Raw genomic sequence first — 24,525 nt, 5'->3', positions numbered from 1 at the left:
CTGAGGTGGCACCTGCCCCCCGTTCGAGGCGTGGTGCCGCTCAGATGAGGTCGTGGGACGCGCCCACGAGTGCGTAGGTCTGCGTGGCGATCTCCAGTTCCTCGTCGGTCGGCACCACGGCGACCGCGACCCGTGCGCCCTCGGGGGAGACGAGTCTGGGCCCGTCCCCTCGAGCCGCGTTCAGGTCGGCGTCGACCGCCAGGCCGAGTTCCTCCAGGCCGGCCACCGCGGCCTCGCGCACCGGAGCGGCGTTCTCGCCCACTCCGGCGGTGAAGGCGATCGCGTCCACCCGGCCCAGTACCGCGTAGTAGGCGCCGATGTACTTCTTCAGGCGGTGGATGTAGATGTCGAAGGCGAGCCGCGCCTGCTCGTCACCCTCGTCGACACGGCGACGGATCTCCCGCATGTCGTTGTCGCCGCACAGACCGATCAGGCCGCTCTTCTTGTTCAGCAAAGTGTCGATCTCGTCCGTGGACATCCCGCCAACGCGCATCAAATGGAAGATGACCGCGGGGTCCATGTCGCCCGACCGCGTGCCCATGACCAGTCCCTCCAGCGGCGTGAGCCCCATGGAGGTGTCCACGCAGCGGCCGCCCCGTACGGCGGAGGCGGACGCGCCGTTGCCGAGGTGCAGCACGATGACGTTCACGTCCTCGGGGGCCTTGCCCAGGAGCTCGGCCGTCGCCCGGGACACATACGCGTGCGAGGTGCCGTGGAAGCCGTAGCGCCGGATGCGGTACTCGTCGGCGGTCTTCACGTCGATCGCGTAGCGCGCCGCCGACTCCGGCATCGTCGTGTGGAAGGCGGTGTCGAAGACGGCGACCTGGGGCAGGTCGGGGCGCAGCGCCTGGGCCGTACGGATACCGGTCAGGTTCGCCGGGTTGTGCAGCGGGGCGACCGGGATCAGCCGCTCGATCTCGGCGAGCACGGCCTCGTCGATGACCGTGGGCGCGGTGAACCGCTGTCCGCCGTGCACCACCCGGTGGCCGATCGCGGCCAGCTCGGGGGAGTCCAGGCCGAGGCCGTCCTTGGCCAGCTCCTCGGCGAGGGCCTTGAGCGCGGCGGCGTGGTCGGCGATGGCGCCGGTCGTCTCGCGGGTCTCGCCCGTGCTGAGCGCCGTGTGCTTCAGCCGGGAGGTGCCCTCGCCGATGCGCTCGACGAGGCCCATGGCGAGACGGCTGCTGTCGCGCATGTCGAGCAGCTGGTACTTCACCGACGAGGAGCCGGAGTTGAGGACGAGGACGCGGGTGGCGGTCACTGCGGGGGTGCCTTCTGGGTCGAGGATGGTGGTGGTCATGCCCTGCTCGAAGTCTGGGCCTGGATCGCCGTGATCACGACCGTGTTGACAATGTCCTGTACCAGCGCCCCGCGGGACAGGTCGTTGACGGGCTTGCGCAGGCCCTGCAGGACCGGGCCGACGGCGATCGCGCCGGCCGAGCGCTGTACGGCCTTGTAGGTGTTGTTGCCGGTGTTCAGGTCGGGGAAGATCAGCACGGACGCCTGCCCGGCGACCTCCGAGTCCGGCAGCTTGGTCGCCGCGACGGTCGGCTCGACCGCGGCGTCGTACTGGATCGGCCCCTCGATCTTCAGGTCGTCGCGGCGCAGCCGCACCAGGTCGGTGGCCTCGCGCACCTTGTCGACGTCGGCGCCCGACCCGGACGTCCCCGTCGAGTACGACAGCATCGCGATCCGGGGCTCGACGCCGAACTGTTCGGCGGTGACGGCCGACTGGATGGCGATGTCGCAGAGCTGCTCGGCGTTCGGGTCGGGGTTCACCGCGCAGTCGCCGTAGACCAGGACCTTGTCGGCGAGGCACATGAAGAAGACGGACGAGACGATCTTGGTGTCCGGCTTGGTCTTGATGATCTCGAAGGCGGGCCGGATGGTCGCGGCGGTGGAGTGCACGGAGCCGGAGACCATGCCGTCGGCGAGCCCCTCCTGCACCATCAGCGTCCCGAAGTAGTTCACGTCGGCGACGACGTCGTAGGCCAGCTCGACGGTGACGCCCTTGTGGGCGCGCAGGGCGGCGTACTTCTCGGCGAAGCGCTCGCGCAGCTCGGAGGTGACCGGGTCGATCAGCTGGGTGCCGCCGAGGTCGATGCCGAGGTCGGCGGCCTTCTTGCGGATCTGGTCGACCGGACCGAGCAGCGTCAGGTCGCACACCCCCCGGCGCAGCAGCACCTCCGCGGCGTGCAGGACGCGGGCCTCGGTGCCCTCGGGGAGCACGACGCGGCGCTTGTCGGAGCGGGCCTGTTCGAGGAGCTTGTGCTCGAACATCATCGGGGTGAGGCGGTCGCTGCTCGGCGCGGAGACGCGCCTGAGGAGATCGCTGGTGTCGACGTACCGCTCGAAGAGGCCGAGGGCGGTCTCCGCCTTGCGGGGGGTGGCGGCGTTCAACTTCCCCTCCAGGGAGAAGAGTTCGGCCGCGGTGGGGAAGGAGTTGCCGGCCACCGAGATCACCGGGGTGCCGGGGGCGAGACGGGCGGCGAGGGTGAGGACCTCGGCGCTGGGCCGCTCGTTCAGGGTGAGGAGCACGCCGGCTATGGGCGGGGTGCCGGCGCTGTGCGCGGCGAGCGAGCCCACGACCAGGTCGGCGCGATCGCCCGGGGTGACCACGAGGCATCCCGGGGTCAGGGCGTTCAGGAAGTTCGGCAGCATGGCGCCGCCGAAGACGAAGTCGAGCGCGTCCCGGGCGAGGCCCGCGTCGTCGCCGAGGAGCACCGTGCCGCCGAGGGCGTGGGTGATCTGCGCGACGGTGGGCGCGGAGAGGGCGGGCTCGTCGGGCAGCACGTAACAGGGGATGGGCAGACGGTGGTCGATCCGCTCGCTGATGTCGGCGCGGTCGGCCGGCGCCACCCGGTTCACGACCATGGCGAGGACGTCGCAGCCCAGACCGTCGTACGCGCGGTAGGCGTTGCGTGTCTCGGCGCGCACGGACTCGGCGGTCTGCCCGCGTCCGCCGACCACGGGGATCACGGAGGCGCCGAACTCGTTCGCGAGCCGTGCGTTCAGCGCCAGCTCGTCCGGGAACTGGGTGTCGGCGAAGTCGGTGCCCAGGACGAGGACGACTTCGTAGTCGCGGGCGACGAGGTGGAACCGGTCGACGAGGGAGGAGACCAGTTCGTCCGCGCCCTGCTCGGCCTGGAGCGTGGACGCCTCGTGGTAGTCCATGCCGTACACGCTCGCCGGGTCCTGGGTCAGCCGGTAGCGGGCGCGCAGCAGCTCGAAGAGCCGGTCCGGGCCGTCGTGGACGAGTGGACGGAAGACGCCCACCCGGTCGACCTGGCGAGTCAGGAGCTCCATGACCCCCAGCTCGACGACCTGGCGGCCGTCGCCGCGGTCGATCCCGGTCACGTAGACGCTGCGGGTCACGCGTGCTCTCCATCCGTTGCGGCGCTGGGTGGTTTCGGGGCTCGGAAAAATGGCCCACTGGGGTGAGCGGAACCCTCTTGACAATACCTCTGAGGGTAGCTAAGGCGCCCGCCAGGACAAACGTCCTGGTGGGAAGGAGGGAATCGTCGGTGCCCTTCGTCTCATGAAACAATCGGACCGGCTCACACGTACCAGCAGCGAGCAGGAGACACAGCACGATGCGTATCGGAGTTCTCACCGCAGGCGGCGACTGCCCGGGCCTGAACGCCGTGATCCGGTCGGTCGTGCACCGAGCGGTCACCAATTTCGGGGACGAGGTCATCGGCTTCGAGGACGGCTACGCGGGCTTGCTCGACGGCCGCTACCGCACCCTCGACCTCAACGCGGTCAGCGGCATCCTCGCCCGCGGCGGCACGATTCTCGGCTCCTCGCGGCTGCAGCGCGACCGGCTCCGCGAGGCCTGCGAGAACGCGCAGGACATGGCCCGCGAGTTCGGCATCGACGTGCTGATCCCGATCGGCGGCGAGGGCACGCTGACGGCCGCCCGGATGCTGTCGGACGCGGGGCTGCCGGTGGTCGGTGTCCCCAAGACGATCGACAACGACATCTCGTCGACCGACCGGACCTTCGGCTTCGACACGGCGGTGGGTGTGGCCACGGAGGCCATGGACCGCCTGAAGACCACGGCCGAGTCCCACCAGCGTGTGATGGTCGTCGAGGTCATGGGCCGGCACGCGGGCTGGATCGCCCTGGAGTCCGGCATGGCGGCCGGCGCCCACGGCATCTGCCTGCCCGAGCGCCCCTTCGACCCGTCCGACGTGATGGCGATGGTCGAGGAGCGCTTCGCCCGCGGCAAGAAGTTCGCGGTGATCTGCGTCGCCGAGGGTGCCCACCCCGTCGAGGGCACCATGGACTACGGCCACGGCGCCATCGACCAGTTCGGCCACGAGCGCTTCCAGGGCATCGGTACGGCGCTGGCGTACGAGCTGGAGCGGCGCCTGGGCAAGGAGGCCAAGCCGGTCATCCTCGGCCATGTGCAGCGGGGCGGCACCCCGACCGCGTACGACCGGGTGCTCGCCACGCGGTTCGGCTGGCACGCGGTGGAGGCGGCGCACCGGGGTGACTTCGGGCGGATGACGGCGCTGCGGGGGACGGACGTGCTGATGGTGCCGCTGGCGGAGGCGGTCACGGAGCTGAAGACGGTGCCGAAGGACCGGATGGACGAGGCGGAGTCGGTGTTCTAGGTCGTACGGGCCGGGTCGCACGGCCTGGAGTCGTGCGAGCTCGGTCCGAGCGGACTCAGTACGTGGTTCTCTGGACCATCGCCCAGAAGTGATCGACGATCCGGTCGAGGAAGTCACGGCCGGAGTCGTCGGCGTCGGCGGCCGCCGGTCCGCTGCTCCAGCTGAGCGTGACCACCATCTGCCCCTGGTACTCCGTGTGCATCTCCTGAAGGACGTCCTCCAGGAGGCGTCGGTCCAGCGGGATCATCTTCCCGAGCGGACGGACGTACGCCTGCCAGCGCGTGGTCACCGCGCTGCGCAACAGCTCGGCCAGCTTGCCGTCGCGTCCCGTGACGGTGATGAAGTCCCGCAGCGACAGTTCGAGGGTGTCGGCGAGGGCGACCGACTGCCGGTCGTTGCCGCGCCACTCGTCGGCCTCCTCCATCCGCTGGTAGGCGAGGAGTTCGAGGCCGACGGTACGGGCGACGTCCTCCTGGGCCAGCCCGCGTGACACGCGGTGCTCACGCAACGTCCGTGGCGCGCCGATGAGTTCACCCGGTGAGCACCACAACACGCCCGCGAGCGCGGTGAGTTCGGGACCGCCGGGGGTGGTCGTCCCTCTCTCCCAGGCCAGGACGAGGTCGGGAGTGACGTACGGCAGCCCGTAGGAGGCTCTCATCCCGTACGCGACGTGCTCGGGGCCCATGCCGAGGGCAGCCCGCAGTCTGCGGGCGGCCGGAGCGTTGAAGGGCGGGGTGGGCTGAGGGGCCTGCGGTCGCTGCACGCGCACAAAATATGGGGCCGGGGCGATGGTGACTACGGTCTGTTCGGCCACAATCACGGATCGTACGAACATACGGCTCTGCCCTCACTGCCCCTTGATTGGGTCACCTAGGGTGAAGACATGACGACCGCGCCGCGCCTTGAGAAGATCACCCCCGGCAATGTCGACACCGCGATCGGGCTGAAGGTCCGCGCCGATCAGGAACACCTGGTCGCGCCGGTGGTGAAGTCGCTGGCCGAGGCGTATGTGCATCCTGGTGTCGCCTGGCCCCGCCTCATCATGGACGGGGAGCGGACCGTCGGGTTCCTGATGGCCTTCTTCGACATCGACTGGGACGAGGGCGAGACGGGCGCCGACCTCCGCTCCGGGCTGTGGCGTCTGAACATCGCGGCCGGGGAACAGGGCAGGGGGTACGGCCGCTTCGCGGTCGAGGCCGTGGCCGCCGAGATCAGGCGCCGCGGCGGCACCCGTCTCACGGTCACCTGGCACCCCGGCGAGACCGGCCCGGAGGGCTTCTATCTCGGGCTGGGATTCAAGCCGACCGGAGAGACGAGCGGGGATCAGACGGTGGGGGTGCTGGAGCTTGAGGAGGGAGTGGGCCTCGGCCTCGGCGGGTAGGGCGCCCGGCCGTCACCCCTTGACCGCGCCGCCCAACGCGAACCCCCCGCCCAGTCGCCTGGCCACCAGCACGTACAGCAGGATCACCGGCGTCGAGTAGATGACCGAGAACGCTGCCAGCTGCCCGTAGACCACCGTTCCCCGATTTCCGAAGAAGTCGTTGATGCTCACGGACGCCGGCATCTGGTCCGGTGTCAGCAGGAGCATGAACGGGACGAAGAAGTTCCCCCACATCATCACGAACGAGAAGACCGTCACCACCGCCACCCCCGGCCCCATCAGCGGCAGCACGATCCGTACCAGGGACTGGAGCGACGACGCCCCGTCCGTCCACGCCGCCTCCTCCAGTTCCTTCGGTACACCGTCCATGAAGTTCTTCATCAGCCAGATGGCGAAGGGGAGTTGGGATGCGGCGAAGAAGAAGATCGTGCCCTGCACGGTGTCGATGAGGTTCACCCGTACGAACAGCGCGTACACCGGAACCATGATGGCCGTGATCGGCAGGCACGTCGCGAAGAGGATCGTCAGGAGGAAGGGACGGTTCAGTCGCGAGCGGAACCGCGACAGCGGATACGCGGCCAGCGCCGCGCACACCACCGTGAGCAGCGTCCCGCCCCCGCACAGGATCAGGCTGTTGAGCAGCGGTGTGTAGGTGATGTCCGGTTTCAGGACCGCGTCGAAGTTGTCCAGCGTGAGACCGTCCGGGACCTGCACCCTGAGGCCCGCGTGCGGGTCGAGGGCGGACAGGACCACCCAGGCCAGGGGGAGGCTGAAGGCGGCCGCCACCACCAGCAGGCCCGCGTCGGCAGCCAGGCGGCGGCCGGTGCGGCGGGAGCCGAGCGTGCGTGGCATCTCAGACCTCCGTCCGCAGCAGCCGCATGTACACCAGCGAGAACAGCGAGCCGACCACCAGCAGGAGCAGCGCCACCGCGGTGCCGTATCCGATCATGCTCTTCTGGAAGGCCTGCTCGTACATGAAGAGCGGCAGCGTCTGGCTCCTGTTCCCCGGGCCGCCCCTCGTCATCACCCAGATCAGCCCGAACACCGACAGCGTCTGAAGGGTGTTGAGCATCAGGTTCGTGCCGATGGAGCGGCGGATCATCGGCAGCGTGATGTGCCACATACGGCGCCAGCCACCCGCCCCGTCCACCTCCGCCGCCTCGGTGATCTCCTTCGGTATCTCGTTCAGGGCCGCCGAGTACACCAGCATGGAGAAGGCCGTCCCCCGCCAGACGTTCGCGAACGACACCGCCAGGATCGGCAGCGTGAACAGCCAGTTCTGGGTGGGCAGGTGGAGCCAGTCCAGGATCGCGTTCAGCGTGCCTTCCCGTCGGAAGAACGCGTACAGCAGGAACCCCGCCACCACCTCCGGCAGCACCCACGCCGTGACCACGATCCCGCCCACGACCGTCCGCACCGGCTTCGACGCCCGCTGCATCAGCGAGGCCAGCGCCAGGCCCAGCGTGTTCTGGCCGACCAGTGACGACAGGACCGTGAACACCAGCGTCAGCCAGACCGCGTTCAGGAACGCGTCGTCCTTGAACGCCGCCCGGAAGTTCTCGAAGCCGACGAAGGACGAGTGCGCCTGGCCGGTGAGCTGGAGGTCGGTGAAGGCGATGTACGCGCAGTACGCGATCGGGCCCGCCAGGAAGAGGAGCAGGAGGGCGACGGCGGGGGTGACGGGGAGGGCGCGGGTCAGAGTGCGGCGCAGCCTCACTTCCTGATCACCTGGTTGTCGGCGGCCGTCTTCAGCTCCTCGTCGTACCCGCTCGCCGCCTTGTCGACCGAGCTGTCACCCGTCGTCACGCCCTCCATGGCCTCCTGGATGGCCGTCGAGACCTTGGGATAGGCCGGGTACGCGGGGCGGTAGTGCGTGCTCGCGACCAGGTCCGTGAAGAACTTGATGCCGGGCTGCGCCTTCACGTATCCGGGGTCCGAGGCCACGTCCCTGCGCACCGCGATGCCGGAGTTGGCGATGTACCACTTCTGCGCGTTCGCCTTGGTCTGCATCGTCTCGATGAACTTGAAGGCGAGGTCCGGGTTGGACGCCTTGGCGGGGATCGACCAGGTCCAGCCGCCGGACATGCTCACCTTGCCGGGAGCCTGGCCGGTCTGCGTCGGCATGTACGCGAGGCCGAGTTTCTGCGACCACTCGGGCCACTCGTGGCCCGCGCCCTTCAGCCAGTCCTGCGGCAGCCAGCTGCCGTCCAGGTTGATGCCGAGCTTGCCCTTGGGCATCAGTTCGCCGCGGACGGTCGTGGGGAAGTTCGGGTCCAGGGCGTCCGAGACATCGGGGCCCAGCTTCTCCTTGTAGACCGTGTGCACGAAGGTGAGCGCGTCCTTGAAGGCCTGGCTGCCCGCGATCCACTTCTTCGACGCCGTGTCGTACAGAGGGTCCGACGTGCCGTCACCCGTCCCGTACAGCAGCATCTCGAAGCCCTGCATGGTGGCCGCCTCGCCCGCCGGCTTGCCCGTGTAGACGTTGAGCGGGGTGACGCCGGGGACCTTCGCCTTGATGGTGCGTGCGGCGGCCAGCACCTCGTCCCACGTCTTCGGCTGCCAGTCGGCGGGCAGGCCCGCCTTCTTGAAGATGCCCTTGTCGAACCAGAGGCCCCGGGTGTCCGTGCCGTCCGGGACGCCGTACGTCTTCCCGTCCTGCGCCTTCGCGGCCGACTGCGCCGTGTCGATGAACTGGTTCCACTCGGGCCACTTGTCGAGGTAGGGGTCCAGGGGCTTCAAGTACCCGCTCGTGATGTCCGAGTTGATGAGGAAGGTGTCCTCGTAGACCAGGTCGGGGGCCGTCTTGGGGGATCTCAGCATCTGCTGGAGCTTGGTGTAGTACTCGGAGTCCGGGGCCTTGATCGGGACGAGTTCGACCTTCTTGCCGGGGTTGGCCTTCTCGAACTCCTTCTTCATCTCCCCCAAGTAGGTGTCCATGACGCGGATCGAGTTGTCCGTGGACTGCTTGAAGGAGATCTTCACGGTGTCCGGATCGCTTCCGGAGCCCGATCCGCAGGCGCTGAGCGCGGTGGCGGTGAGCAGAGTGGCGAGGAGCAGCGGGGCGGCGGTGGGGCGCACGGGCACGACCTCCTACTGGCCGACGTCATTGGTGGCCGAGTTGTCTGCCTGGTGAACGTAAGAGCGTGGACTAGTCCACGTCAATGACCTTGCAGCGGCTCGTGACCTTGCGGCGGCCCACGGAGAGCGGGAGGCGCGTGAGGGCGTTTGGTGTCCCGATGGGACATGAGTCTCATCGGGTCTCATGTCCCATTGGGACATCTGGTGGGGTACGGTCGGGAACATGAAGGTCAACGAGGACACCTTTCCCGACCCCGTCCCGGCTCAGGACGGAGTCGAGGACCGTCGGCAGCGCAAGGCCCGGCAGACCCGCGACGCACTGGCCGCCGCCGCGCTCGACCTGATCCTGGAACGCGGCCTCGCCGACGTCACCGTCGGGGCCGTCGCCGACCGTGCCGACGTCACCCGCCGCACCTTCAGCCGCCACTTCGTGGGCAAGGAGGACGCCGCCCTCGACTTCGTCCGGGGCGATGGGGACCGCATCAACGCCCTCCTGCGGTCCCGGCCCGCCGACGAACCCCCGCTCCTGGCCTACCGCAGTGCCGTCGCCGACTGGCTCGCCGACCGGGAGAACCCGGCCTCGCACATACGGCCGCGCATGCGCGCGCTGCTCGCCCTCGTCGACACCGAACCCGCGCTGTTCGCCGCGTACGAGCGCATCCGCGTCGACGCCCAGGAGGAGTCGATCCGCATCATCGCCGACCGGCTCGCCGTCGACGACGTCCGCGATCTGCGCCCGGCCGTCGTCGTCGACGCCGCCGCGGGCGTCCTCACCGCCGCGCTGCGCGCCTGGGCGCGCGGCAGACGGCCGGACCACCCCGACGCGGAGCCCGGCGAGCGTCGCGACGCGCACCCCGGCGACCGCCCCGAAGACCACCACGACCCGGACGCCGTCGACCTCGCCGCTCTCGTGGAGCAGGCCTACGACGCCCTGATGGGAGAGGCCGCCCTCGCGGCCTCCCACCGCACCACCCCCGCATCAGGAAAGTGATCAGCGACATGGCCCTCACCACCCCCAGCGCCCCCGTCCCCGACTACTCCACCGAGTTCTCCGGCAAGGCCGCCCTCGTCACCGGCGCCGCCTCCGGCATCGGCCTCGCCACCGCCCGCCGCCTCGGCGCCGGCGGTGCGGGCGTCGTCATCGCCGACCACAACGCCGAGGGCGCCGAGAAGGCCGCCGCCGAACTCCGGGCCGAGGGCATCCACGCCACCGCCGTCGCGGTCGACGTCACCCGGCCCGAGTCCGTCGAGGCGGCCGTCGCGTTCGCCGTCGACACCTTCGGCGGCCTGCACCTCGCGGTGAACAACGCGGGCGTCGGCGGACCGGTCGTGCCCACCGGCGCGTACGACATCGACGCCTACAACCGAGTGGTGCGCACGAACCTCGACGGTGTCTTCCACTCCCTGCGCTACGAGCTTCCGGCCATCGAGGCGGCGGGCACGGGCGGCGCGATCGTCAACGTCTCCTCGATCCTCGGCTCGGTCGCCTCGGCCGGCTCGTCCGCGTACGTCGCCGCCAAGCACGGCGTGGTGGGACTGACGAAGGCCGCGGCCGCCGAGTACGCCCCGAAGGGCATCCGCGTCAACGCGGTCGGCCCCGGCTTCATCGACACCCCGCTGCTGAAGGAGATGGAGAAGGCCCAGTACGACGGCCTGGTCGCGCTGCACCCGGCCGGCCGCCTCGGCCGCCCCGAGGAGGTCGCCGAGCTGATCACCTTCCTGCTCTCCGGGCGCGCCTCCTTCGTCCAGGGCAGCTACCACCTGGTCGACGGCGCCTACACGGCCGTCTGAGCCACCAGCGGCCCCCTTCGAAGGAGTTTGGAAGAATGAAGGCACTCCAGTACCGCACCATCGGCGCCGCCCCCGAGGTCGTCACCGTCCCCGATCCCGAACCCGGCCCCGGACAGGTCCTGTTGAAGGTCTCCGCGGCGGGCGTCTGCCACTCGGACATCGCCGTGATGAGCTGGCCCGCCGAGAGTTTCCCGTACGCCCTGCCGCTGACCCTCGGACACGAGGGCGCGGGCACGGTCGCCGCGCTCGGAGACGGAGTGAGCGGGCTGAAGGCGGGCGACCCGGTCGCCGTGTACGGGCCGTGGGGCTGCGGCCTCTGCGCCAAGTGCGCCGAGGGCAAGGAGAACTACTGTCTGCGCGCCGACGAGCTCGGCATCCGCCCACCGGGGCTCGGTGCGCCCGGTGCGATGGCCGAGTACCTGATCGTCGACGACGCCCGTCACCTCGTACCGCTCGACGGTCTCGACCCGGTCGCCGCGGTGCCCCTCACGGATGCCGGGCTGACCCCGTACCACGCGATCAAGCGTGCACTGCCCAAGCTGCTGCCCGGGTCCACCGCCGTCGTCATCGGTACCGGCGGACTCGGCCACGTCGCCATCCAGTTGCTGCGGGCGATGACCGCGGCCCGGGTGATCGCCCTCGACGTCAGCGAGGACAAGCTCGCGCTCGCCCGAAACGTCGGGGCGCACGAGACCGTCCTGTCCGACGCCGGGGCCGCGGCGAAGGTACGTGAACTCACCGGCGGCATCGGCGCCCAGGCCGTGTTCGACTTCGTCGGCGCCGAGCCGACCGTGCGGACCGCCGGGGCGCTCGCCGCGGTGGAGGGCGAGATCAGCATCGTCGGGATCGGCGGGGGCGCCCTGCCCGTCGGCTTCGGCGCACTGCCCTTCGAGGTGTCGGTCCACGCCCCCTACTGGGGCTCCCGCGGTGAGCTGATCGAGGTCCTCGACCTCGCCCGCACCGGAGCCGTCTCCGTGCACACCGAGACGTACTCCCTCGACGAGGCACCCCTCGCGTACGAGCGGCTGCACGCCGGGAAGGTGAACGGGCGCGCCGTGATCCTGCCGAACGGCTGACGCCCCGCGCGATCAGCCCTTGACCCACCGGTACTGCAACTCCGGCCGCCCCACCTGCCCGTACTGCGGAGCCCGCGCCGCCCGTCCCGCCTCCACCAGGTGCTCCAGATAGCGCCGGGCCGTGATCCGGGAGATGCCGACCGACTCCGCGACCCCGGCCGCCGTCAGGCCCTCGGCGCTGTCCCGCAGCGTCCGGGTGACCCGTTCCAGCGTCGGCGCGCTGAGGCCTTTGGGGAGGGCGGCCGGGCCGGGGGCGCGCAGGGTGGCCAGGGCGCGGTCCACCTCGTCCTGGCCGCTCGCCTCGCCCACCGCCGCGTGGAACTCGGCGTACCGCACGAGGCGGTCGCGCAGGGTGGCGAAGGTGAAGGGCTTCAGGACGTACTGGACGACCCCGAGCGAGACGCCTTCCCTGACGACCGCGAGGTCCCGCGCGGACGTCACCGCGATCACGTCCGCGTGATAGCCGGCGGCACGCAGGGAGCGGGCGAGCTGGAGTCCGTGCACGTCCGGCAGGTGCAGGTCGAGCAGCAGCAGGTCCACCGGCGTACGGTCCAGCGCGCGCCGCGCCTCCGCGCCCGTGTGCGCCTTGCCGACGGCGGTGAAGCCGGGCACCCGGCCCACGTACATGACGTGCGCGTCGGCGGCGACCGGGTCGTCCTCGACGACGAGGACGCGGATGGGGTCGGCGGTCATACGTCGCCTCCAGGCAGGGCGTGCTGGGCGGACTCGGGCTCGGCGGCGGCCCCTTCGGCGGCGGCCGGGGCCGCCTCTTCGGCGGCCTCGGGCACGGGTGCGGCAGGGGCGCCCGGGGCCACCGTAGGCAACGGCAGTCGCGCCTCGAACTCCGCCCCGCCCCCGCGCGCCTCCGCCATCGTCAGCGTGCCGTTGTGCCGGCTCACCGCCTGGCGTACGAGGGCCAGCCCGAGGCCTCGGCCGCCGGGCCCCGCCGGTTTGGTGGACCAGCCGCGCTGGAAGACCGCCTCCGCGTGGGCGGGGTCGACTCCCGCGCCCGTGTCGGCGACCCGCAGGACCAGGCCGGAGGCGTCCGTGAAGGCCGTGACGGTCACCCGCGCCCCCACCGTCCCCTGCGCCGCGTCCATCGCGTTGTCGATCAGATTGCCCAGCACGGTGACCAGGTCACGGGCGGGCAGACCGGTCTGGAGCAGCCCGTCGTCGATACCGCTCTCCTCCGACACCACCAGCTCCACGCCCCGCTCGTTCGCCTGGGCCGCCTTGCCCAGCAGCAGGGCGGCGACGACCGGCTCGCTGACCGCCGAGATCACCTCGTCGGTGAGCGTCTGGGCGAGTTCGAGCTCGGCGGTGGCGAACTCGACGGCCTCCTCGGCGCGCCCGAGCTCGATCAGCGAGACCACCGTGTGCAGCCGGTTCGCGGCCTCGTGCGCCTGCGAGCGCAACGCCTGGGTGAAGCCGCGCTCGGAGTCCAGCTCGCCCATCAGGGACTGGAGTTCGGTCACATCGCGCAGGGTGACCACCGTGCCGCGCCGCTCGCCGCCGGACACCGGGGAGGTGTTCACGACCAGCACGCGCGACGCCGTCAGATGCACCTCGTCCACCCGCGGCGCCGCCGACAGCAGGGCGCCCGTGAGCGGTGCGGGCAGCCCGAGTTCGGCCACGGAGTGTCCGACGACCTCGTCCGTCACCCCCAGCAGCTCCCGCCCGCCGTCGTTCATCAGCGCCACCCTGTACTGCCCGTCCAGCATCAGCAGCCCCTCGCGCACGGCGTGCAGCGCGGCCTGGTGGTAGTCGTGCATCCGGCTCAGCTCGGCCGCGTTCATGCCGTGGGTGGAGCGGCGCAGCCGGGCGTTGATGACGTAGGTGCCGATGCCGCCGAGCACGAGTGCGCTGCCCGCGACGCCGATGAGGGCGGTCACCTGGTCCTGCACGCGCTGGGTGATCGCCTCGACCCTGATGCCCGCGCTGACCAGGCCGACGATGTGGCCGTTGTCCAGGACCGGGGTGACGGCACGGACGGACGCCCCGAGGCTGCCCGTGTAGGTCTCCGTGAAGGACTTGCCGTGCAGGGCGGGCCCGATGTGTCCGAGGAAGTGCTTGCCGATCAGCGTCTCGTCGGGGTGGGTCCAGCGGATGCCCTGCGGGTTCATGATCGTCACGAAGTCCACGCCGGTGTCCCGCTGTACCTGGAGCGCGTACGGCTGGAGGTCCTTGGTGGGGTTCGTGGTGCGGATGGCGTCCCGGACGGAGGGTGCGTCGGCGATCGAACGGGCCACGGCCATGGCCTGGCGGCCCGCCGCGTCCTCGGCCTGGCTGCGGTCGCTGACGTAACTGAACAGCGCGTACCCCGCGACGAGCACCGCGATGAGCACGGCCTGCATGGCGAAGAGCTGGCCGGCCAGGCTGCGGGCTCGCGGGACGGGGAGGAAGCGCATGTCGTTCAGTCTGCCTCTGCTGATAAGTGTGAACTAAATGAACGGAAGGGTGACCGCCCTCACAGGGCGGGAGATAGTCACCGCATCCCCCGGAGCGAGCCGCACCCCGGGATCCCCCGAGTGAGCCGCATTCCGGGATCCCGCGGAGCACGCCGCACCCCGGGTTCCGCCGGACGTGAGCCGCACGCCGGATGATGCCGATGACGTCGTCAAGGAGGGCAGCCGTGGCCAGCACCCAAACGGCACCTGCCGCACCCGCCGCCAAGCGGGACCGCACCCACTATCTGTACATCGCGGTGATCATCGCGGTTGTGCTCGGCATCGCCGTCGGGTTCGCCGCGCCGGACTTCGCCAAGGAGCTCAAGCCGATCGGCACGGGCTTCGTGAGCCTGATCAAGATGATGATCTCCCCGATCATCTTCTGCACGATCGTGCTCGGCGTCGGCTCGGTACGCAAGGCCGCCAAGGTCGGCAAGGTCGGCGGTCTCGCGCTCGGCTACTTCATCTGCATGTCCTTCGTGGCGCTGGCCATCGGCCTGGTCGTCGGCAACATCATCCACCCGGGCAGCGGGATGCATCTGACCGAGGCCGTGAAGGGCGTCGGGCACACGCAGGCCGAGGCCGCCGCCGAGGGCCCCGTCGACTTCATCCTCGGGATCATCCCGACCACCTTCGTCTCGGCCTTCACCGAGGGCCAGGTGCTCCAGACCCTGCTGATCGCCCTCCTCGTGGGCTTCGCGCTGCAGGCCATGGGCCGTGCGGGGCAGCCGGTGCTGAAGGGTGTCGAGCACATCCAGAAGCTGGTCTTCCGCATCCTGGGCATGATCATGTGGGCCGCGCCGGTCGGTGCCTTCGGTGCCATGGCGGCCGTCATCGGCGAGACCGGTATGGACGCGCTGAAGGCGCTGGGCACGATCATGCTCGGCTTCTACATCACCTGTGCGCTCTTCATCGTCATCGTGCTCGGCACGCTGACGAAGCTCGTCGCCAAGGTCAGCCTCTTCCAGCTGCTGAAGTACCTCGGCCGGGAGTTCCTGCTGATCGTCTCGACCTCGTCGTCCGAGTCCGCGCTGCCGCGGCTCATCGCCAAGATGGAGCACCTGGGTGTCAGCCGCCCGGTCGTCGGCATCACCGTGCCGACCGGCTACTCCTTCAACCTCGACGGCACGATGATCTACCTGACCATGGCGTCGCTGTTCATCGCCGACGCGATGGACCAGCCGATGAGCATCGGCCAGCAGATCGGTCTGCTGCTCTTCATGATGGTCGCCTCGAAGGGCGCGGCGGGTGTCTCCGGCTCCGGTATCGCCGTCCTGGCCAGTGGTCTGCAGTCGCACAAGCCCGCGCTGGTGGACGGTGTCGGCCTGATCATCGGTATCGACCGGTTCATGAGCGAGGCGCGCGCGGTCACCAACTTCGCGGGCAACGCGGTCGCCACGCTGCTCATCGGTACATGGACCGGTGAGGTCGACAAGGAGCGGGTGAACCGGGTTCTCGCCGGGGAGCTGCCGTTCGACGAGACGACTCTGCTGGACAGCGACGAGGACGACGCGATCGACGTCGCCCCGGAGGTGCCGGAGCAGGGCGGCGAGAAGGAGCTGGCGAAAGCGTAAGCGCCGTTTGGAGCTGCGGGTCCGTCGTGGCTGATCGCGCAGTTCCCCGCGCCCCTGACGGGGCGCCCCACCCACGGGGCTCATAAGTCCCCCAAGCCGCCGGGCGGCCAGGTTCTCCCCCCCGTAGACCTGGCCGCTCGGTGTATGTGTCGGACAAGCTCAATCGCTCAGCTTGGTCACCAGTTCGGTGGCTCTGGAGGCGGGTACGCCCGCCGCGGTCAGCATGGTGATCGCGGCGGAGCGGCCCGCCTCTTCCGGTGCCAGCAGGCCGTCGTTCACCGCCTCCATGAGGGCGAACAGCATCTGCTCGTGCACGTACGCCAGCGCGGGCGCCGGCAGCGGAGACTCGAACACGCCCTGGTCGAGGCCGCGCCGCAGCAGCTCCGCGCAGGCCTCGCGCACCGGCGTGAGCCGCTCGCGGATGCCCTGGACCGTGACGCTGCGCTGGGCGAGGGCGACCAGCAGCCGGTAGCGGTCGGCGATCTCCCAGACGGCGAGCGTCGAGCGGACCAGTGATTCCGCCGGGTCCCGGCCGCTCTCCCGGCCCGCCGCGTGCGCCGCGGCCACCGCCTCCACCGCGCCGTCGGTCAACGTGCTGATCAGCACCTCGCGGCTGGGGAAGTGCCCGTACACCGTGCGCCGTACGACGCCCGCGGCCCGTGCGATCTGGTCCATGGACGCGTCGGGGTCGCGCAGCAGCTCGGCGAGCGCGACGTCGAGGATGCGGCGGCGGTTCGCGTCCGCGCGGCTGGCACTACCCATGGTCATGGCTGCCATTCTGCACGCCCCCGGATCCGCGCGAGGTGATCACTCGTGCCCTCCACAAGGGCTCCACCTCCTCCATTTGCACAGTGCTGTGCATGGACGTACATTGCACATGGTTGAGCAATTGCACATCAGCGTGCAAGAGGAACGAGAGAGAGGGCGACCGTAGTCATGCGTCTCGTCATGAACGAACCGGTCGAGGGGATGGACCGGCCCTACGCCCGGCGCTGGTGGGCGCTGCTGGTGCTCTGCCTGAGCCTGCTGATCATCGTGATGGCGAACACCGCCCTCACCGTCGCGGCCCCGGACATGACCCAGGACCTGGGCCTGTCCAGCGCGGACCTGCAGTGGGTCATCGACGGCTACACCGTCCCGTACGCCGCGCTGATGCTGCTGCTCGGCGCGATCGGCGACAAGTACAGCCGGCGCGGGGCGCTCATCCTGGGACTCGTCGTGTTCGGCGGGGGCGCGGTCGCGGGCTCGCTCGTCGACAGCTCCACCGGGGTCATCGCGGCCCGTGCCGTGATGGGCGTCGGCGCCGCCCTGATCATGCCCGCGACGCTCTCCCTGCTCGCCGCGACCTTCCCGCGCGAGGAGCGGGCGAAGGCGATCACCCTGTGGACCGCCACCGCCGGACTCGCCATCGCGGCCGGGCCACTGGTCGCCGGTGCGCTGCTGGAGCACCACGGCTGGTCGTCCACGTTCCTGATCAACGTCCCCATCGCCGCGCTCGCGATCGTCGGCGCCCTCGTCCTCGTACCGCCGTCCAGGGCCGCGCACCACCACCGCATCGACCATGTCGGCGGCCTGCTGTCCGTGGTCTGGATCGGCTCGCTGGTCTACATGATCATCGAGGGGCCGCACTTCGGATGGGGCGTCAAAGCCGTGACCGCCGCGGTCGTCGCGGGGGCCGGCCTGGTGGCCTTCGTGGTGTGGGAACTGCGCCACCCGCGCCCGGTCGTCGACGTACGCCGCTTCGCCCACCGCCGGTTCGCGGGCTCCAACCTCGCCGTCGCCCTCTTCTTCCTGGCCGTCTTCGGCGCCTTCTACTACCTCACCCAGCACCTCCAGTTCGTCCTCGGCTACGACGCGCTGGACACCGGGGTGCGGATGCTGCCGCTCGCCGGGGCCGTGTTCGTCGGCTCGGCGCTCACCGGATACCTCACCCCGCGCATCGGCATGAAGATCACGGCGACCGCGGGCATGGTCGGCGGCACGGCGGCGCTCGCGCTGCTCACCCGGGTCGACGCGGCATCCTCCTACGGCGATCTCGTGCTGCCCCTCACCCTCCTGGGCCTGGCGATCGGACTCGCGCTCTCGCCCTGCACGGACGCCATCATGGGCGCGTTCCCCGAGGCCGAACTCGGCGTCGGCGGAGCCGTCAACGACACCTCGCTCGAGCTCGGCGGCTCGCTCGGCATCGCGATCCTCGGTTCCGTGCTGGCGAGTTCGTACTCCGCGCACCTCTCGGACGCCACCGCGGGCAGCAAGCTCCCGGCGGGCGCCCTGTCCACGGCGCAGGACTCGGTCGGCGCGGGCTACGCGGTCGCCCAGGGCATCGGTGACAAGGCCCGGCAGCTCGGCGAACAGGCCGCGCGGGCGGGGCACGCCGGGAACACCGAGAAGGCCGCGCAGCTGAAGGCACAGGCCGACCAACTCGCGCACGGGGCTCAGCGGATGGCGGACGCCGTCGGCTCGTCCTTCTCGGACGCGGTGGCGCACACCAGCCTGATCGGTGCGGTGATCCTGGGCGTGGGAACCGTGCTGGTCGCCTTCCTGCTGCCCCGGAAGGGCGGCGCGCACCCGGAGGGGGCCCCGGAGCAGGCGGCGGAGGAACAGCCGGAACTCACCGGCGCGGCGACGCGCTGAGCCCACCCCCGCCCGCCTCGGAACCGTGACCCTCGGGCCGCCGTCTCGTAGAACATGCACTACGGTGCCGTGCCGGACTGACCGGCACGGCACGGCACGTTCTGCGGAGGACACGGAGTATGAAGATCGACTGGGACCGGCGGACGTGCGCGCGCAAAGGTCATGTGACGTACGCGCCCGGCGAGCCGGAACTGCGCCGGCGGCTGCGCGCCGAGACGAGTCTCGGCGAGGCCTGGCGCTGTCTGCGCTGCGGCGACTTCGTGCTGGGCGAACCACATGGCTCGGGCCCCGCGCAGGACGCGCCGCTGGTGCCGCGCGGCAAGGTGCTGCGTGACCTGTTCATCCTGCGCTTCCTGGCGATCGAACGGGCCGTGCGCGGGGTGTTCATCGTGCTCGTGGCCGTAGCGGTATGGAAATTCAGCAACAGCCAGGACGCGGTCCGCCGTCTTTTCAACGAGAACCTCGACGTCTTCCGGCCGGTCTTCAAGCACTTCCACTACGACCTCGACCACTCGCCGGTCGTCGGCACCATCCAGAAGTCCTTCGGCTACAAGCACTCCACGCTGGCCCTGGTGGCCGCGGCGCTGCTGGCGTACGCGCTGATCGAACTCGTCGAGGCGGGCGGCCTCTGGTACGCCAAGCGCTGGGCGGAGTATCTGACGGTGGTCGCCACCGCCGCCTTCCTGCCCCTGGAGATCTACGAACTCACCGAGCACGTCAGCTACTTGAAGATCGCGACCCTGGTCCTCAACATCCTCGCCGTCCTCTACATCGCCCTCGCCAAACGCCTCTTCGGGCTGCGCGGCGGACGCAAGGCGTTCGAGGAGGAGCGGCACAGCGCGTCGCTGCTGGAGGTCGAGGAGTCGGCGGGCGTGTCCGCGCACGCCTGACGCCCCGAACGGCGTCAGCGCCCGCGTCTACGAGCGGTCGGAGCCCAGGGTCTCGGCCACGGCGCGCGGCAGCCACGCCCGTGCGTCGCCGAAGGTGAACCCGAGCAGGGCGGCCCGGGAGTTGTCCATGCCGTAGGAACGGCTGAAGGAGAACGGGGAGACCGCGCCGACCTCGACGGGCCGCAGGAGGATCGTGCCGTCCGGGAGGTGCGCGGCGATCGCCTCGCACAGCTCCCGCGTGGTCAGCGGCCCGTGGGAGGCCGCGTTGACCGGGCCCGTGAAGTCCTCGCCCGCCGCCCAGAACAGGAAGTCGGCGATCTCCTCGACGTGGATGTACGTCGCCGGGCGGTTCACGGGCGGTACGGCGATCGCCTCGCCCGTGCGGATGCGCTTCGCGTAGTGCTGGAGGCGGCCGGTGAAGTCGTCGTCCCCGCCCAGGACGTGGGCCACCCGGACGGCCGTGTACGGGAACGCGGGGCCGGCCGCGAACACGGCCTCGGCCTGGCGCTTGCCCTCCCCGTAGTGGCCCTCGAGGAACTCCGGCTCGTCCCAGGGGAGTCCGAGGTCGACGGGCACGGTACGGGGGTCCACGGCGTCCTCCCGTACGAGATCCGCCGAGTCCTCGTACTCGTACACCTCGACCGTGGAGGTCATGACGTACCGCCGGGTGCGTCCCGCGAAGATCCGTCGGGCGATCTCCGCCTGCCGCGGTGTGTAGCAGACCTGGTCGACCACGACATCGAAGGTGCGTGAACCCAGCGCCTTCTCCAGGGAATTCCCGTCATTGCGGTCCGCGACGAGATGGATCGCCCCGGCGGGCGGTGCGGAGGAACCGCGATTGATGACGGTGACGTGGTCTCCGGCGGCCAGCAGCCGGGCAATCAGCCGCTTTCCGAAATAGCGGTTTCCGCCAATGACACCTATCTCGCGTATCTCGCGCACGGCGTTCCTCCCCCTCGCACTTCCCGCACCCACCGGGCCTCTGTGGTCATAATTCTCCCGGCGTACGCGTCACGTCTGAAGGGGGAGACATGGGAGATCCGACCGCTGTACCGAAGGAACCACGGCAACCGCGCGCCACCGCCGACGAAACATCGGCGGCCTTCGACGCGGTGGACCGGCAGATCCTGGAACTGCTGCAGAGCGACGGCCGGATCAGGCTCAGCGAGCTGGGCCGGCGCGTCCGGCTGAGCCCGGCGGCCGTCGCCGAACGCGTGCGCCGGCTGGAGTCCACGGGAGCCGTCACCGGTTACGGCGCCCATGTCTCACCGCCCCTCCTCGGCTACGGCATCCAGGCCTTCGTCCGCGTCGACCCGCACGGCGGCTACACCCTGCGCCACCCCAGGACCCTGGAGCTGATCTCCCGCCCGGAGATCATCGAGGTCCACCACGTCGTCGGCGAGGACTGCTGGATCCTCAAGGTCGCCGTCGCGGACACACTCCACCTGGAGGACGTCCTGGAACAGACCTCCGCACTGGGGCGCACGACGACCTCGATCGTCCTGTCCTCACCGGTGCCGCGTAAGCCACTGCTGCCCTTGCGTTGACGTCGGCGTCAAGGAATACCGTCGGGGCATGCGAATCGGCGAGCTGGCGGCGCGGGCCGGGACCACCACGCGGACTCTTCGGTACTACGAGTCGCGGGGGCTGCTGCCCGCGCGACGGGGCGAGAACGGGTACCGGACGTACGACGAGCACGACCTGCGGCTGCTGCGGCAGATCAGGACGCTGCAGGACTTCGGGTTCGACCTGGAGGAGACCCGGCCCTTCGTGGAGTGTCTGCGGGCGGGGCACCCGGAGGGCGACTCCTGTCCGGCCTCGCTCGCGGTCTACCGGCGCAAGCTGGGCGAGCTCGACTCGCTGATCGACGAGTTGCAGGCCGTGCGGGCCGAGGTCGGCGCGCAGCTGGCGCGGGCCGAGCGGGCGCGTGACGAACTGGCGGCCGAGGCGGAGGTTCCGGGCGGCCCGGAACCCGTATGCGAACTGGAAGGGCGGACACGGTGATCAAGGTGGCAGGCGTGGCTTCGGTGACGGACGCGGACTTCGAGACGGAGGTGATCGGCGCCGAGCTCCCGGTGCTGGTGGAGTTCACGGCCGACTGGTGCCCGCCGTGCCGGCAGATGGGGCCGGTGCTCAGCGCCCTGGCGGCCGAGGAGGGCGAGCGGCTCAAGGTGGTCCAGCTGGACGTGGACACCAACCCGCTGACGACGAACGCCTACCGGGTGCTGTCGATGCCCACGTTCATGGTGTTCCGCGGTGGCGAGCCGGTGAAGTCGATGGTGGGCGCCCAGCCGAAGCGCCGGCTGCTGGAGGAGCTGTCCGACGTGCTCTGACCGTCCGGCGTGCTCCGACCATGATCTCGCCGATATACAGCAGAACTACAAGAAATCCCCCGAGCAATTGCGCTCGGGGGATTTCCCTGCGTATATTGAATGATTCGCGACTTCGGAAGAATTGAGTCGCGGAGAAGTTCACTGGGCACAGTATATCCGGCCGGGAGCGGAATTGTCAAACAGGGGCGCAAACGCAGAGGGCACCACAGGATTTCCCGACGATGAATTGCTGCACGAGCAGGAATTCATCGACGGGTTGTACGCACGCGTGGACGTGCTGCGGGGCGACACCGAGGCCTCCGTCGGCGACGCGCTCGCGCAGGGCAACACACCCATGCAGGCCAGGCTCGAACGGGACGTGCTGGTCGCCGAGCGCTCGGGCCTGCTGGCCGCGCTGAACGCCGTGGACGGCTCGCTCTGCTTCGGCCGGATCGACCTGACCTCCGGCGTCAGCCATCACATCGGCCGTATCGGCGTGCGCGCCGACGACACCGAGCACACCCCCATCCTCATCGACTGGCGGGCCCCGGTCGCCCGCCCCTTCTACCTCGCCACCGGCCACACGCCGATGGACCTGCGCCGCCGCCGGCACATCACCACCGACGGCCGCCGGGTGACCGACCTGCACGACGAGATCCTCGACCTCGGCGACCACGAGCGCACCGGCCACGAGGACCCGACCGGCGACGCCGTACTGCTGGCCGCGCTGAACTCGGCGCGCACCGGCCGCATGAGCGACATCGTGCAGACCATCCAGGCCGAACAGGACCGGATCATCCGCGCCCCGCACAAGGGCGTGCTGGTCGTCGAGGGCGGCCCCGGCACCGGAAAGACGGCCGTGGCGCTGCACAGGGCCGCGTACCTGTTGTACGAGTACCGGGAACTGCTGGCGAAGCGCGCCGTCCTGATCGTCGGACCGAACCCCGCCTTCCTCGGCTACATCGGCGAGGTACTGCCCTCGCTCGGCGAGACGGGCGTGCTGCTCGCGACCGTCGGCGAACTGTTCCCCGGCGTCCGGGCGACCGCCACCGACGCCCCGCGGGCCGCCGCCGTGAAGGGCCGCGCCGACATGGCCGAGGTGCTCGCCGCCGTGGTCCACAGCCGCCAGGCGCTGCCCGACCCTGTCATCGCGATCGAGCACGACCGGGACATCCTGATGCTCGACGCCGGGCTCGTCCAGGTCGCCCGGGAGCGCACCCGCGAGGCGCAGCTGCCGCACAACGTGGCCCGCGAGTACTTCGAGGGCCACATCCTCAACACGCTCACCGACATGCTGGCCGAGCGCATCGGCACCGACCCCTTCGACGGTTCGAACCTGCTCGACCCGAGCGACATCACCCAGATCCGCGACGACCTCGCCGAGAACCCCGAGGTCTGGTCGGCCATCGACCAGCTGTGGCCGCGGCTGACCCCGCAGCGCCTGATCGCCGACTTCCTCGCGGACCCCGAGGGATACGTCCCGGACGAGGACGCGGCCGCGATCCGCCGCCCGGTCACCCGGGCCTGGACCACCGCCGACGTCCCCCTCCTCGACGAGGCCGCAGAACTGCTCGGCGAGGACGACCGCGTGGCCCGCGCCCTCGCCGACCAGGAACGCCGCACCCAGGTGGCGTACGCGCAGGGCGTGCTGGACGTGTCCTACGCCTCCCGCACCTACGAGTTCGAGGACAAGGACGAGGAGGACTCCGAGGTCCTGTCCGCGCACCACATCATCGACGCCGAGCGGATGGCCGAGCGGCACGAGGAGGACGACCGCCGCAGTGCCGCCGAACGCGCGGCGGCCGACCGGACCTGGGCGTTCGGCCACATCATCGTCGACGAGGCGCAGGAGCTCTCGCCGATGGCCTGGCGCCTGCTGATGCGGCGCAGCCCGACCCGCTCGATGACCCTGGTCGGCGACCCCGCGCAGACCGCCGAAGCGGCCGGAGTGGGCTCCTGGTCGGAGATCCTCAGCCCCTATGTCGAGGACCGCTGGGAGCACAAGCGCCTCGCCGTCAACTACCGCACCCCGTCCGAGATCATGGACGTGGCGGCGGGTGTCCTGCGTGCGCGGCACCCGGACTTCGCGCCGCCGCGTTCGGTGCGTTCCACGGGCGTACGGCCGTGGGCCCGTGCCGCGGGGGACGACCTGCCCGGCACCGTCGCGAAGGCCGTCGCCGAACTGACCCCCGCCGAGGGACGGCTCGCGGTGATCGCGCCCCGTGAACTGCACACCTCGCTCGCGGCCCGGCTGGAGGACGTGACGGCGGGGGAGGAGCCCGACCTGACCCGGACGGTCGTCCTCCTCGACCCCCGGCAGGCCAAGGGGCTGGAATTCGACTCCGTCCTCGTGGTCGAACCGGCGCGGTACGGCACGAGCGACCTGTACGTGGCGCTGACGCGGGCGACGCAGGCGCTCGGGATCGTGTACGAGGGCGAGCTGCCGGAGGCGCTGCGGGCGGCGACGGTCTGACCACCGGGCGGGGCGAGGAGCACACGCTCCTGCGCCCCGCCCTCGTCGTGGCCGCTGAAGGCGTCAGGCGGGGCGCAGCCAGATCGTGGCCAGGGGAGGCAGGGTCAGGCGGATGCTGGTGGGGTGGGCGTGGGCGGGGTGGGGCTCGGGTTTGACGGGGTGGGGGTTGTGGATGTTGCTGCCGCCGTAGCGGGCGGCGTCGGTGTTGAGGACTTCGTGCCAGGCGGGGATGGATTCGGGGATGCCGAGGCGG

At 70.5% G+C, this 24,525-nt stretch carries 23 protein-coding genes; 12 read left to right on the top strand and 11 right to left on the bottom strand.

Annotation, left to right across the window (positions count from 1 at the left end; all coding sequences use genetic code 11):
* Positions 1-40 precede the first annotated feature (40 nt).
* Both ACZ7M2_RS07585 and pta read right to left on the bottom strand, forming a co-directional pair.
* Complete coding sequence (locus ACZ7M2_RS07585; RefSeq protein WP_471595198.1) at positions 41-1,258, bottom strand: acetate kinase; 1,218 nt, start codon at positions 1,256-1,258, stop codon at positions 41-43.
* A 35-nt stretch (positions 1,259-1,293) separates the two neighbouring features.
* A complete protein-coding gene (gene pta, locus ACZ7M2_RS07580; RefSeq protein ID WP_471594556.1) occupies positions 1,294-3,372 on the bottom strand; it encodes a phosphate acetyltransferase in 2,079 nt (692 codons plus the stop codon).
* 218 nt (positions 3,373-3,590) lie between these two features.
* Here pta and ACZ7M2_RS07575 point away from each other — a divergent pair, with 218 nt between their 5' ends.
* Positions 3,591-4,616 (top strand): ATP-dependent 6-phosphofructokinase, encoded by a 1,026-nt coding sequence (locus tag ACZ7M2_RS07575; protein WP_054233176.1) that lies wholly within the window; start codon positions 3,591-3,593, stop codon positions 4,614-4,616.
* Positions 4,617-4,671: 55 nt separating this feature from the next.
* Here ACZ7M2_RS07575 and ACZ7M2_RS07570 read toward each other — a convergent pair whose 3' ends face one another.
* Positions 4,672-5,301 carry a helix-turn-helix domain-containing protein gene (locus ACZ7M2_RS07570; protein WP_471595197.1) on the bottom strand — a complete coding sequence of 210 codons (630 nt, stop codon included), beginning with the start codon at positions 5,299-5,301 and terminating at the stop codon, positions 4,672-4,674.
* Between the two features lie 198 nt (positions 5,302-5,499).
* On the opposite strand from ACZ7M2_RS07570, the gene ACZ7M2_RS07565 reads away from it, so the two are divergent.
* Complete coding sequence (locus ACZ7M2_RS07565) at positions 5,500-5,997, top strand: GNAT family N-acetyltransferase (RefSeq protein ID WP_471594555.1); 498 nt, start codon at positions 5,500-5,502, stop codon at positions 5,995-5,997.
* Positions 5,998-6,009: 12 nt separating this feature from the next.
* Here the strand turns inward: ACZ7M2_RS07565 and ACZ7M2_RS07560 are convergent, their stop codons facing one another.
* From ACZ7M2_RS07560 to ACZ7M2_RS07550, 3 genes are read right to left on the bottom strand one after another with little or no spacing between them, the layout of a single operon-like run.
* Positions 6,010-6,849: a carbohydrate ABC transporter permease gene (locus ACZ7M2_RS07560; protein ID WP_352051528.1), complete on the bottom strand. Its 840-nt coding sequence runs from the start codon at positions 6,847-6,849 to the stop codon at positions 6,010-6,012.
* Position 6,850: 1 nt separating this feature from the next.
* Entirely contained in the window at positions 6,851-7,714 is an 864-nt protein-coding gene (locus tag ACZ7M2_RS07555; protein ID WP_352051527.1) for a carbohydrate ABC transporter permease, read from the bottom strand.
* Entirely contained in the window at positions 7,711-9,081 is a 1,371-nt protein-coding gene (locus tag ACZ7M2_RS07550; protein ID WP_471594554.1) for an extracellular solute-binding protein, read from the bottom strand. Before ACZ7M2_RS07550 ends, ACZ7M2_RS07555 begins: the two co-directional genes overlap by 4 nt.
* Before the next feature lie 217 nt (positions 9,082-9,298).
* Here ACZ7M2_RS07550 and ACZ7M2_RS07545 point away from each other — a divergent pair, with 217 nt between their 5' ends.
* The 3 genes from ACZ7M2_RS07545 to ACZ7M2_RS07535 are packed head-to-tail and all read left to right on the top strand — an operon-like array spanning position 9,299 to position 11,942.
* The gene (locus ACZ7M2_RS07545; protein ID WP_471594553.1) at positions 9,299-10,066 is read left to right on the top strand and encodes a TetR/AcrR family transcriptional regulator; all 768 of its coding nucleotides are present in this window, start codon (positions 9,299-9,301) and stop codon (positions 10,064-10,066) included.
* A gap of 8 nt (positions 10,067-10,074) precedes the next feature.
* The gene (locus ACZ7M2_RS07540; RefSeq protein WP_471595196.1) at positions 10,075-10,866 is read left to right on the top strand and encodes an SDR family NAD(P)-dependent oxidoreductase; all 792 of its coding nucleotides are present in this window, start codon (positions 10,075-10,077) and stop codon (positions 10,864-10,866) included.
* Positions 10,867-10,901: 35 nt separating this feature from the next.
* Positions 10,902-11,942 carry an NAD(P)-dependent alcohol dehydrogenase gene (locus ACZ7M2_RS07535; protein ID WP_471594552.1) on the top strand — a complete coding sequence of 347 codons (1,041 nt, stop codon included), beginning with the start codon at positions 10,902-10,904 and terminating at the stop codon, positions 11,940-11,942.
* Between the two features lie 12 nt (positions 11,943-11,954).
* Here the strand turns inward: ACZ7M2_RS07535 and ACZ7M2_RS07530 are convergent, their stop codons facing one another.
* Both ACZ7M2_RS07530 and ACZ7M2_RS07525 read right to left on the bottom strand, forming a co-directional pair.
* Positions 11,955-12,635, bottom strand: a complete 681-nt coding sequence (locus ACZ7M2_RS07530) for a response regulator (RefSeq protein ID WP_054233170.1) — start codon at positions 12,633-12,635, stop codon at positions 11,955-11,957.
* A complete protein-coding gene (locus ACZ7M2_RS07525; protein WP_471594551.1) occupies positions 12,632-14,350 on the bottom strand; it encodes an ATP-binding protein in 1,719 nt (572 codons plus the stop codon). Before ACZ7M2_RS07525 ends, ACZ7M2_RS07530 begins: the two co-directional genes overlap by 4 nt.
* Before the next feature lie 191 nt (positions 14,351-14,541).
* Between ACZ7M2_RS07525 and ACZ7M2_RS07520 the strand changes: the two genes are divergently transcribed.
* On the top strand, positions 14,542-15,963 hold the full coding sequence (locus ACZ7M2_RS07520; protein ID WP_471594550.1) for a cation:dicarboxylate symporter family transporter: 1,422 nt from the start codon (positions 14,542-14,544) through the stop codon (positions 15,961-15,963).
* A gap of 159 nt (positions 15,964-16,122) precedes the next feature.
* Here ACZ7M2_RS07520 and ACZ7M2_RS07515 read toward each other — a convergent pair whose 3' ends face one another.
* Positions 16,123-16,740: a TetR/AcrR family transcriptional regulator gene (locus ACZ7M2_RS07515; RefSeq protein ID WP_471594549.1), complete on the bottom strand. Its 618-nt coding sequence runs from the start codon at positions 16,738-16,740 to the stop codon at positions 16,123-16,125.
* Positions 16,741-16,899: 159 nt separating this feature from the next.
* On the opposite strand from ACZ7M2_RS07515, the gene ACZ7M2_RS07510 reads away from it, so the two are divergent.
* Together ACZ7M2_RS07510 and ACZ7M2_RS07505 are read left to right on the top strand one after the other, a co-directional pair.
* Complete coding sequence (locus ACZ7M2_RS07510) at positions 16,900-18,597, top strand: MFS transporter (RefSeq protein WP_471594548.1); 1,698 nt, start codon at positions 16,900-16,902, stop codon at positions 18,595-18,597.
* 119 nt (positions 18,598-18,716) lie between these two features.
* The gene (locus ACZ7M2_RS07505) at positions 18,717-19,487 is read left to right on the top strand and encodes a DUF2127 domain-containing protein (protein WP_471594547.1); all 771 of its coding nucleotides are present in this window, start codon (positions 18,717-18,719) and stop codon (positions 19,485-19,487) included.
* A 27-nt stretch (positions 19,488-19,514) separates the two neighbouring features.
* Here the strand turns inward: ACZ7M2_RS07505 and ACZ7M2_RS07500 are convergent, their stop codons facing one another.
* Complete coding sequence (locus ACZ7M2_RS07500) at positions 19,515-20,420, bottom strand: NAD-dependent epimerase/dehydratase family protein (RefSeq protein WP_471595195.1); 906 nt, start codon at positions 20,418-20,420, stop codon at positions 19,515-19,517.
* A gap of 98 nt (positions 20,421-20,518) precedes the next feature.
* Between ACZ7M2_RS07500 and ACZ7M2_RS07495 the strand changes: the two genes are divergently transcribed.
* The 4 genes from ACZ7M2_RS07495 to ACZ7M2_RS07480 all read left to right on the top strand — a co-directional run bounded on the left by ACZ7M2_RS07495 (position 20,519) and on the right by ACZ7M2_RS07480 (position 24,272).
* Entirely contained in the window at positions 20,519-21,034 is a 516-nt protein-coding gene (locus ACZ7M2_RS07495) for an Lrp/AsnC family transcriptional regulator (protein ID WP_471594546.1), read from the top strand.
* A gap of 28 nt (positions 21,035-21,062) precedes the next feature.
* Complete coding sequence (locus tag ACZ7M2_RS07490) at positions 21,063-21,491, top strand: MerR family transcriptional regulator (RefSeq protein WP_054233164.1); 429 nt, start codon at positions 21,063-21,065, stop codon at positions 21,489-21,491.
* Between the two features lie 14 nt (positions 21,492-21,505).
* A complete protein-coding gene (locus tag ACZ7M2_RS07485; RefSeq protein WP_471594545.1) occupies positions 21,506-21,820 on the top strand; it encodes a thioredoxin family protein in 315 nt (104 codons plus the stop codon).
* A gap of 154 nt (positions 21,821-21,974) precedes the next feature.
* Complete coding sequence (locus tag ACZ7M2_RS07480) at positions 21,975-24,272, top strand: HelD family protein (RefSeq protein WP_471595194.1); 2,298 nt, start codon at positions 21,975-21,977, stop codon at positions 24,270-24,272.
* A gap of 63 nt (positions 24,273-24,335) precedes the next feature.
* Here ACZ7M2_RS07480 and ACZ7M2_RS07475 read toward each other — a convergent pair.
* A partial coding sequence (locus ACZ7M2_RS07475) for an alpha amylase C-terminal domain-containing protein (protein WP_471594544.1) occupies positions 24,336-24,525 on the bottom strand: 190 nt, incomplete at its 5' end.

The sequence above is a fragment of the Streptomyces sp. NPDC111507 genome, from assembly GCF_055638955.1.
Note: the sequence above shows the minus strand (reverse complement) of the source record. Positions and strands in the feature narration are given on the sequence as shown.

Bases quoted from the DNA above. Each gene is read 5' to 3' on its own strand.
- ACZ7M2_RS07575 (WP_054233176.1), top strand. From the start codon at position 3,591: ATGCGTATCGGAGTTCTCACCGCAGGCGGCGACTGCCCGGGCCTGAAC.
- ACZ7M2_RS07570 (WP_471595197.1), bottom strand. From the start codon at position 5,301: ATGGGCCCCGAGCACGTCGCGTACGGGATGAGAGCCTCCTACGGGCTG.
- ACZ7M2_RS07565 (WP_471594555.1), top strand. From the start codon at position 5,500: ATGACGACCGCGCCGCGCCTTGAGAAGATCACCCCCGGCAATGTCGAC.
- ACZ7M2_RS07560 (WP_352051528.1), bottom strand. From the start codon at position 6,849: ATGCCACGCACGCTCGGCTCCCGCCGCACCGGCCGCCGCCTGGCTGCC.
- ACZ7M2_RS07545 (WP_471594553.1), top strand. From the start codon at position 9,299: ATGAAGGTCAACGAGGACACCTTTCCCGACCCCGTCCCGGCTCAGGAC.
- ACZ7M2_RS07540 (WP_471595196.1), top strand. From the start codon at position 10,075: ATGGCCCTCACCACCCCCAGCGCCCCCGTCCCCGACTACTCCACCGAG.
- ACZ7M2_RS07535 (WP_471594552.1), top strand. From the start codon at position 10,902: ATGAAGGCACTCCAGTACCGCACCATCGGCGCCGCCCCCGAGGTCGTC.
- ACZ7M2_RS07530 (WP_054233170.1), bottom strand. From the start codon at position 12,635: ATGACCGCCGACCCCATCCGCGTCCTCGTCGTCGAGGACGACCCGGTC.
- ACZ7M2_RS07525 (WP_471594551.1), bottom strand. From the start codon at position 14,350: ATGCGCTTCCTCCCCGTCCCGCGAGCCCGCAGCCTGGCCGGCCAGCTC.
- ACZ7M2_RS07520 (WP_471594550.1), top strand. From the start codon at position 14,542: ATGATGCCGATGACGTCGTCAAGGAGGGCAGCCGTGGCCAGCACCCAA.
- ACZ7M2_RS07515 (WP_471594549.1), bottom strand. From the start codon at position 16,740: ATGGCAGCCATGACCATGGGTAGTGCCAGCCGCGCGGACGCGAACCGC.
- ACZ7M2_RS07510 (WP_471594548.1), top strand. From the start codon at position 16,900: ATGCGTCTCGTCATGAACGAACCGGTCGAGGGGATGGACCGGCCCTAC.
- ACZ7M2_RS07505 (WP_471594547.1), top strand. From the start codon at position 18,717: ATGAAGATCGACTGGGACCGGCGGACGTGCGCGCGCAAAGGTCATGTG.
- ACZ7M2_RS07495 (WP_471594546.1), top strand. From the start codon at position 20,519: ATGGGAGATCCGACCGCTGTACCGAAGGAACCACGGCAACCGCGCGCC.
- ACZ7M2_RS07490 (WP_054233164.1), top strand. From the start codon at position 21,063: ATGCGAATCGGCGAGCTGGCGGCGCGGGCCGGGACCACCACGCGGACT.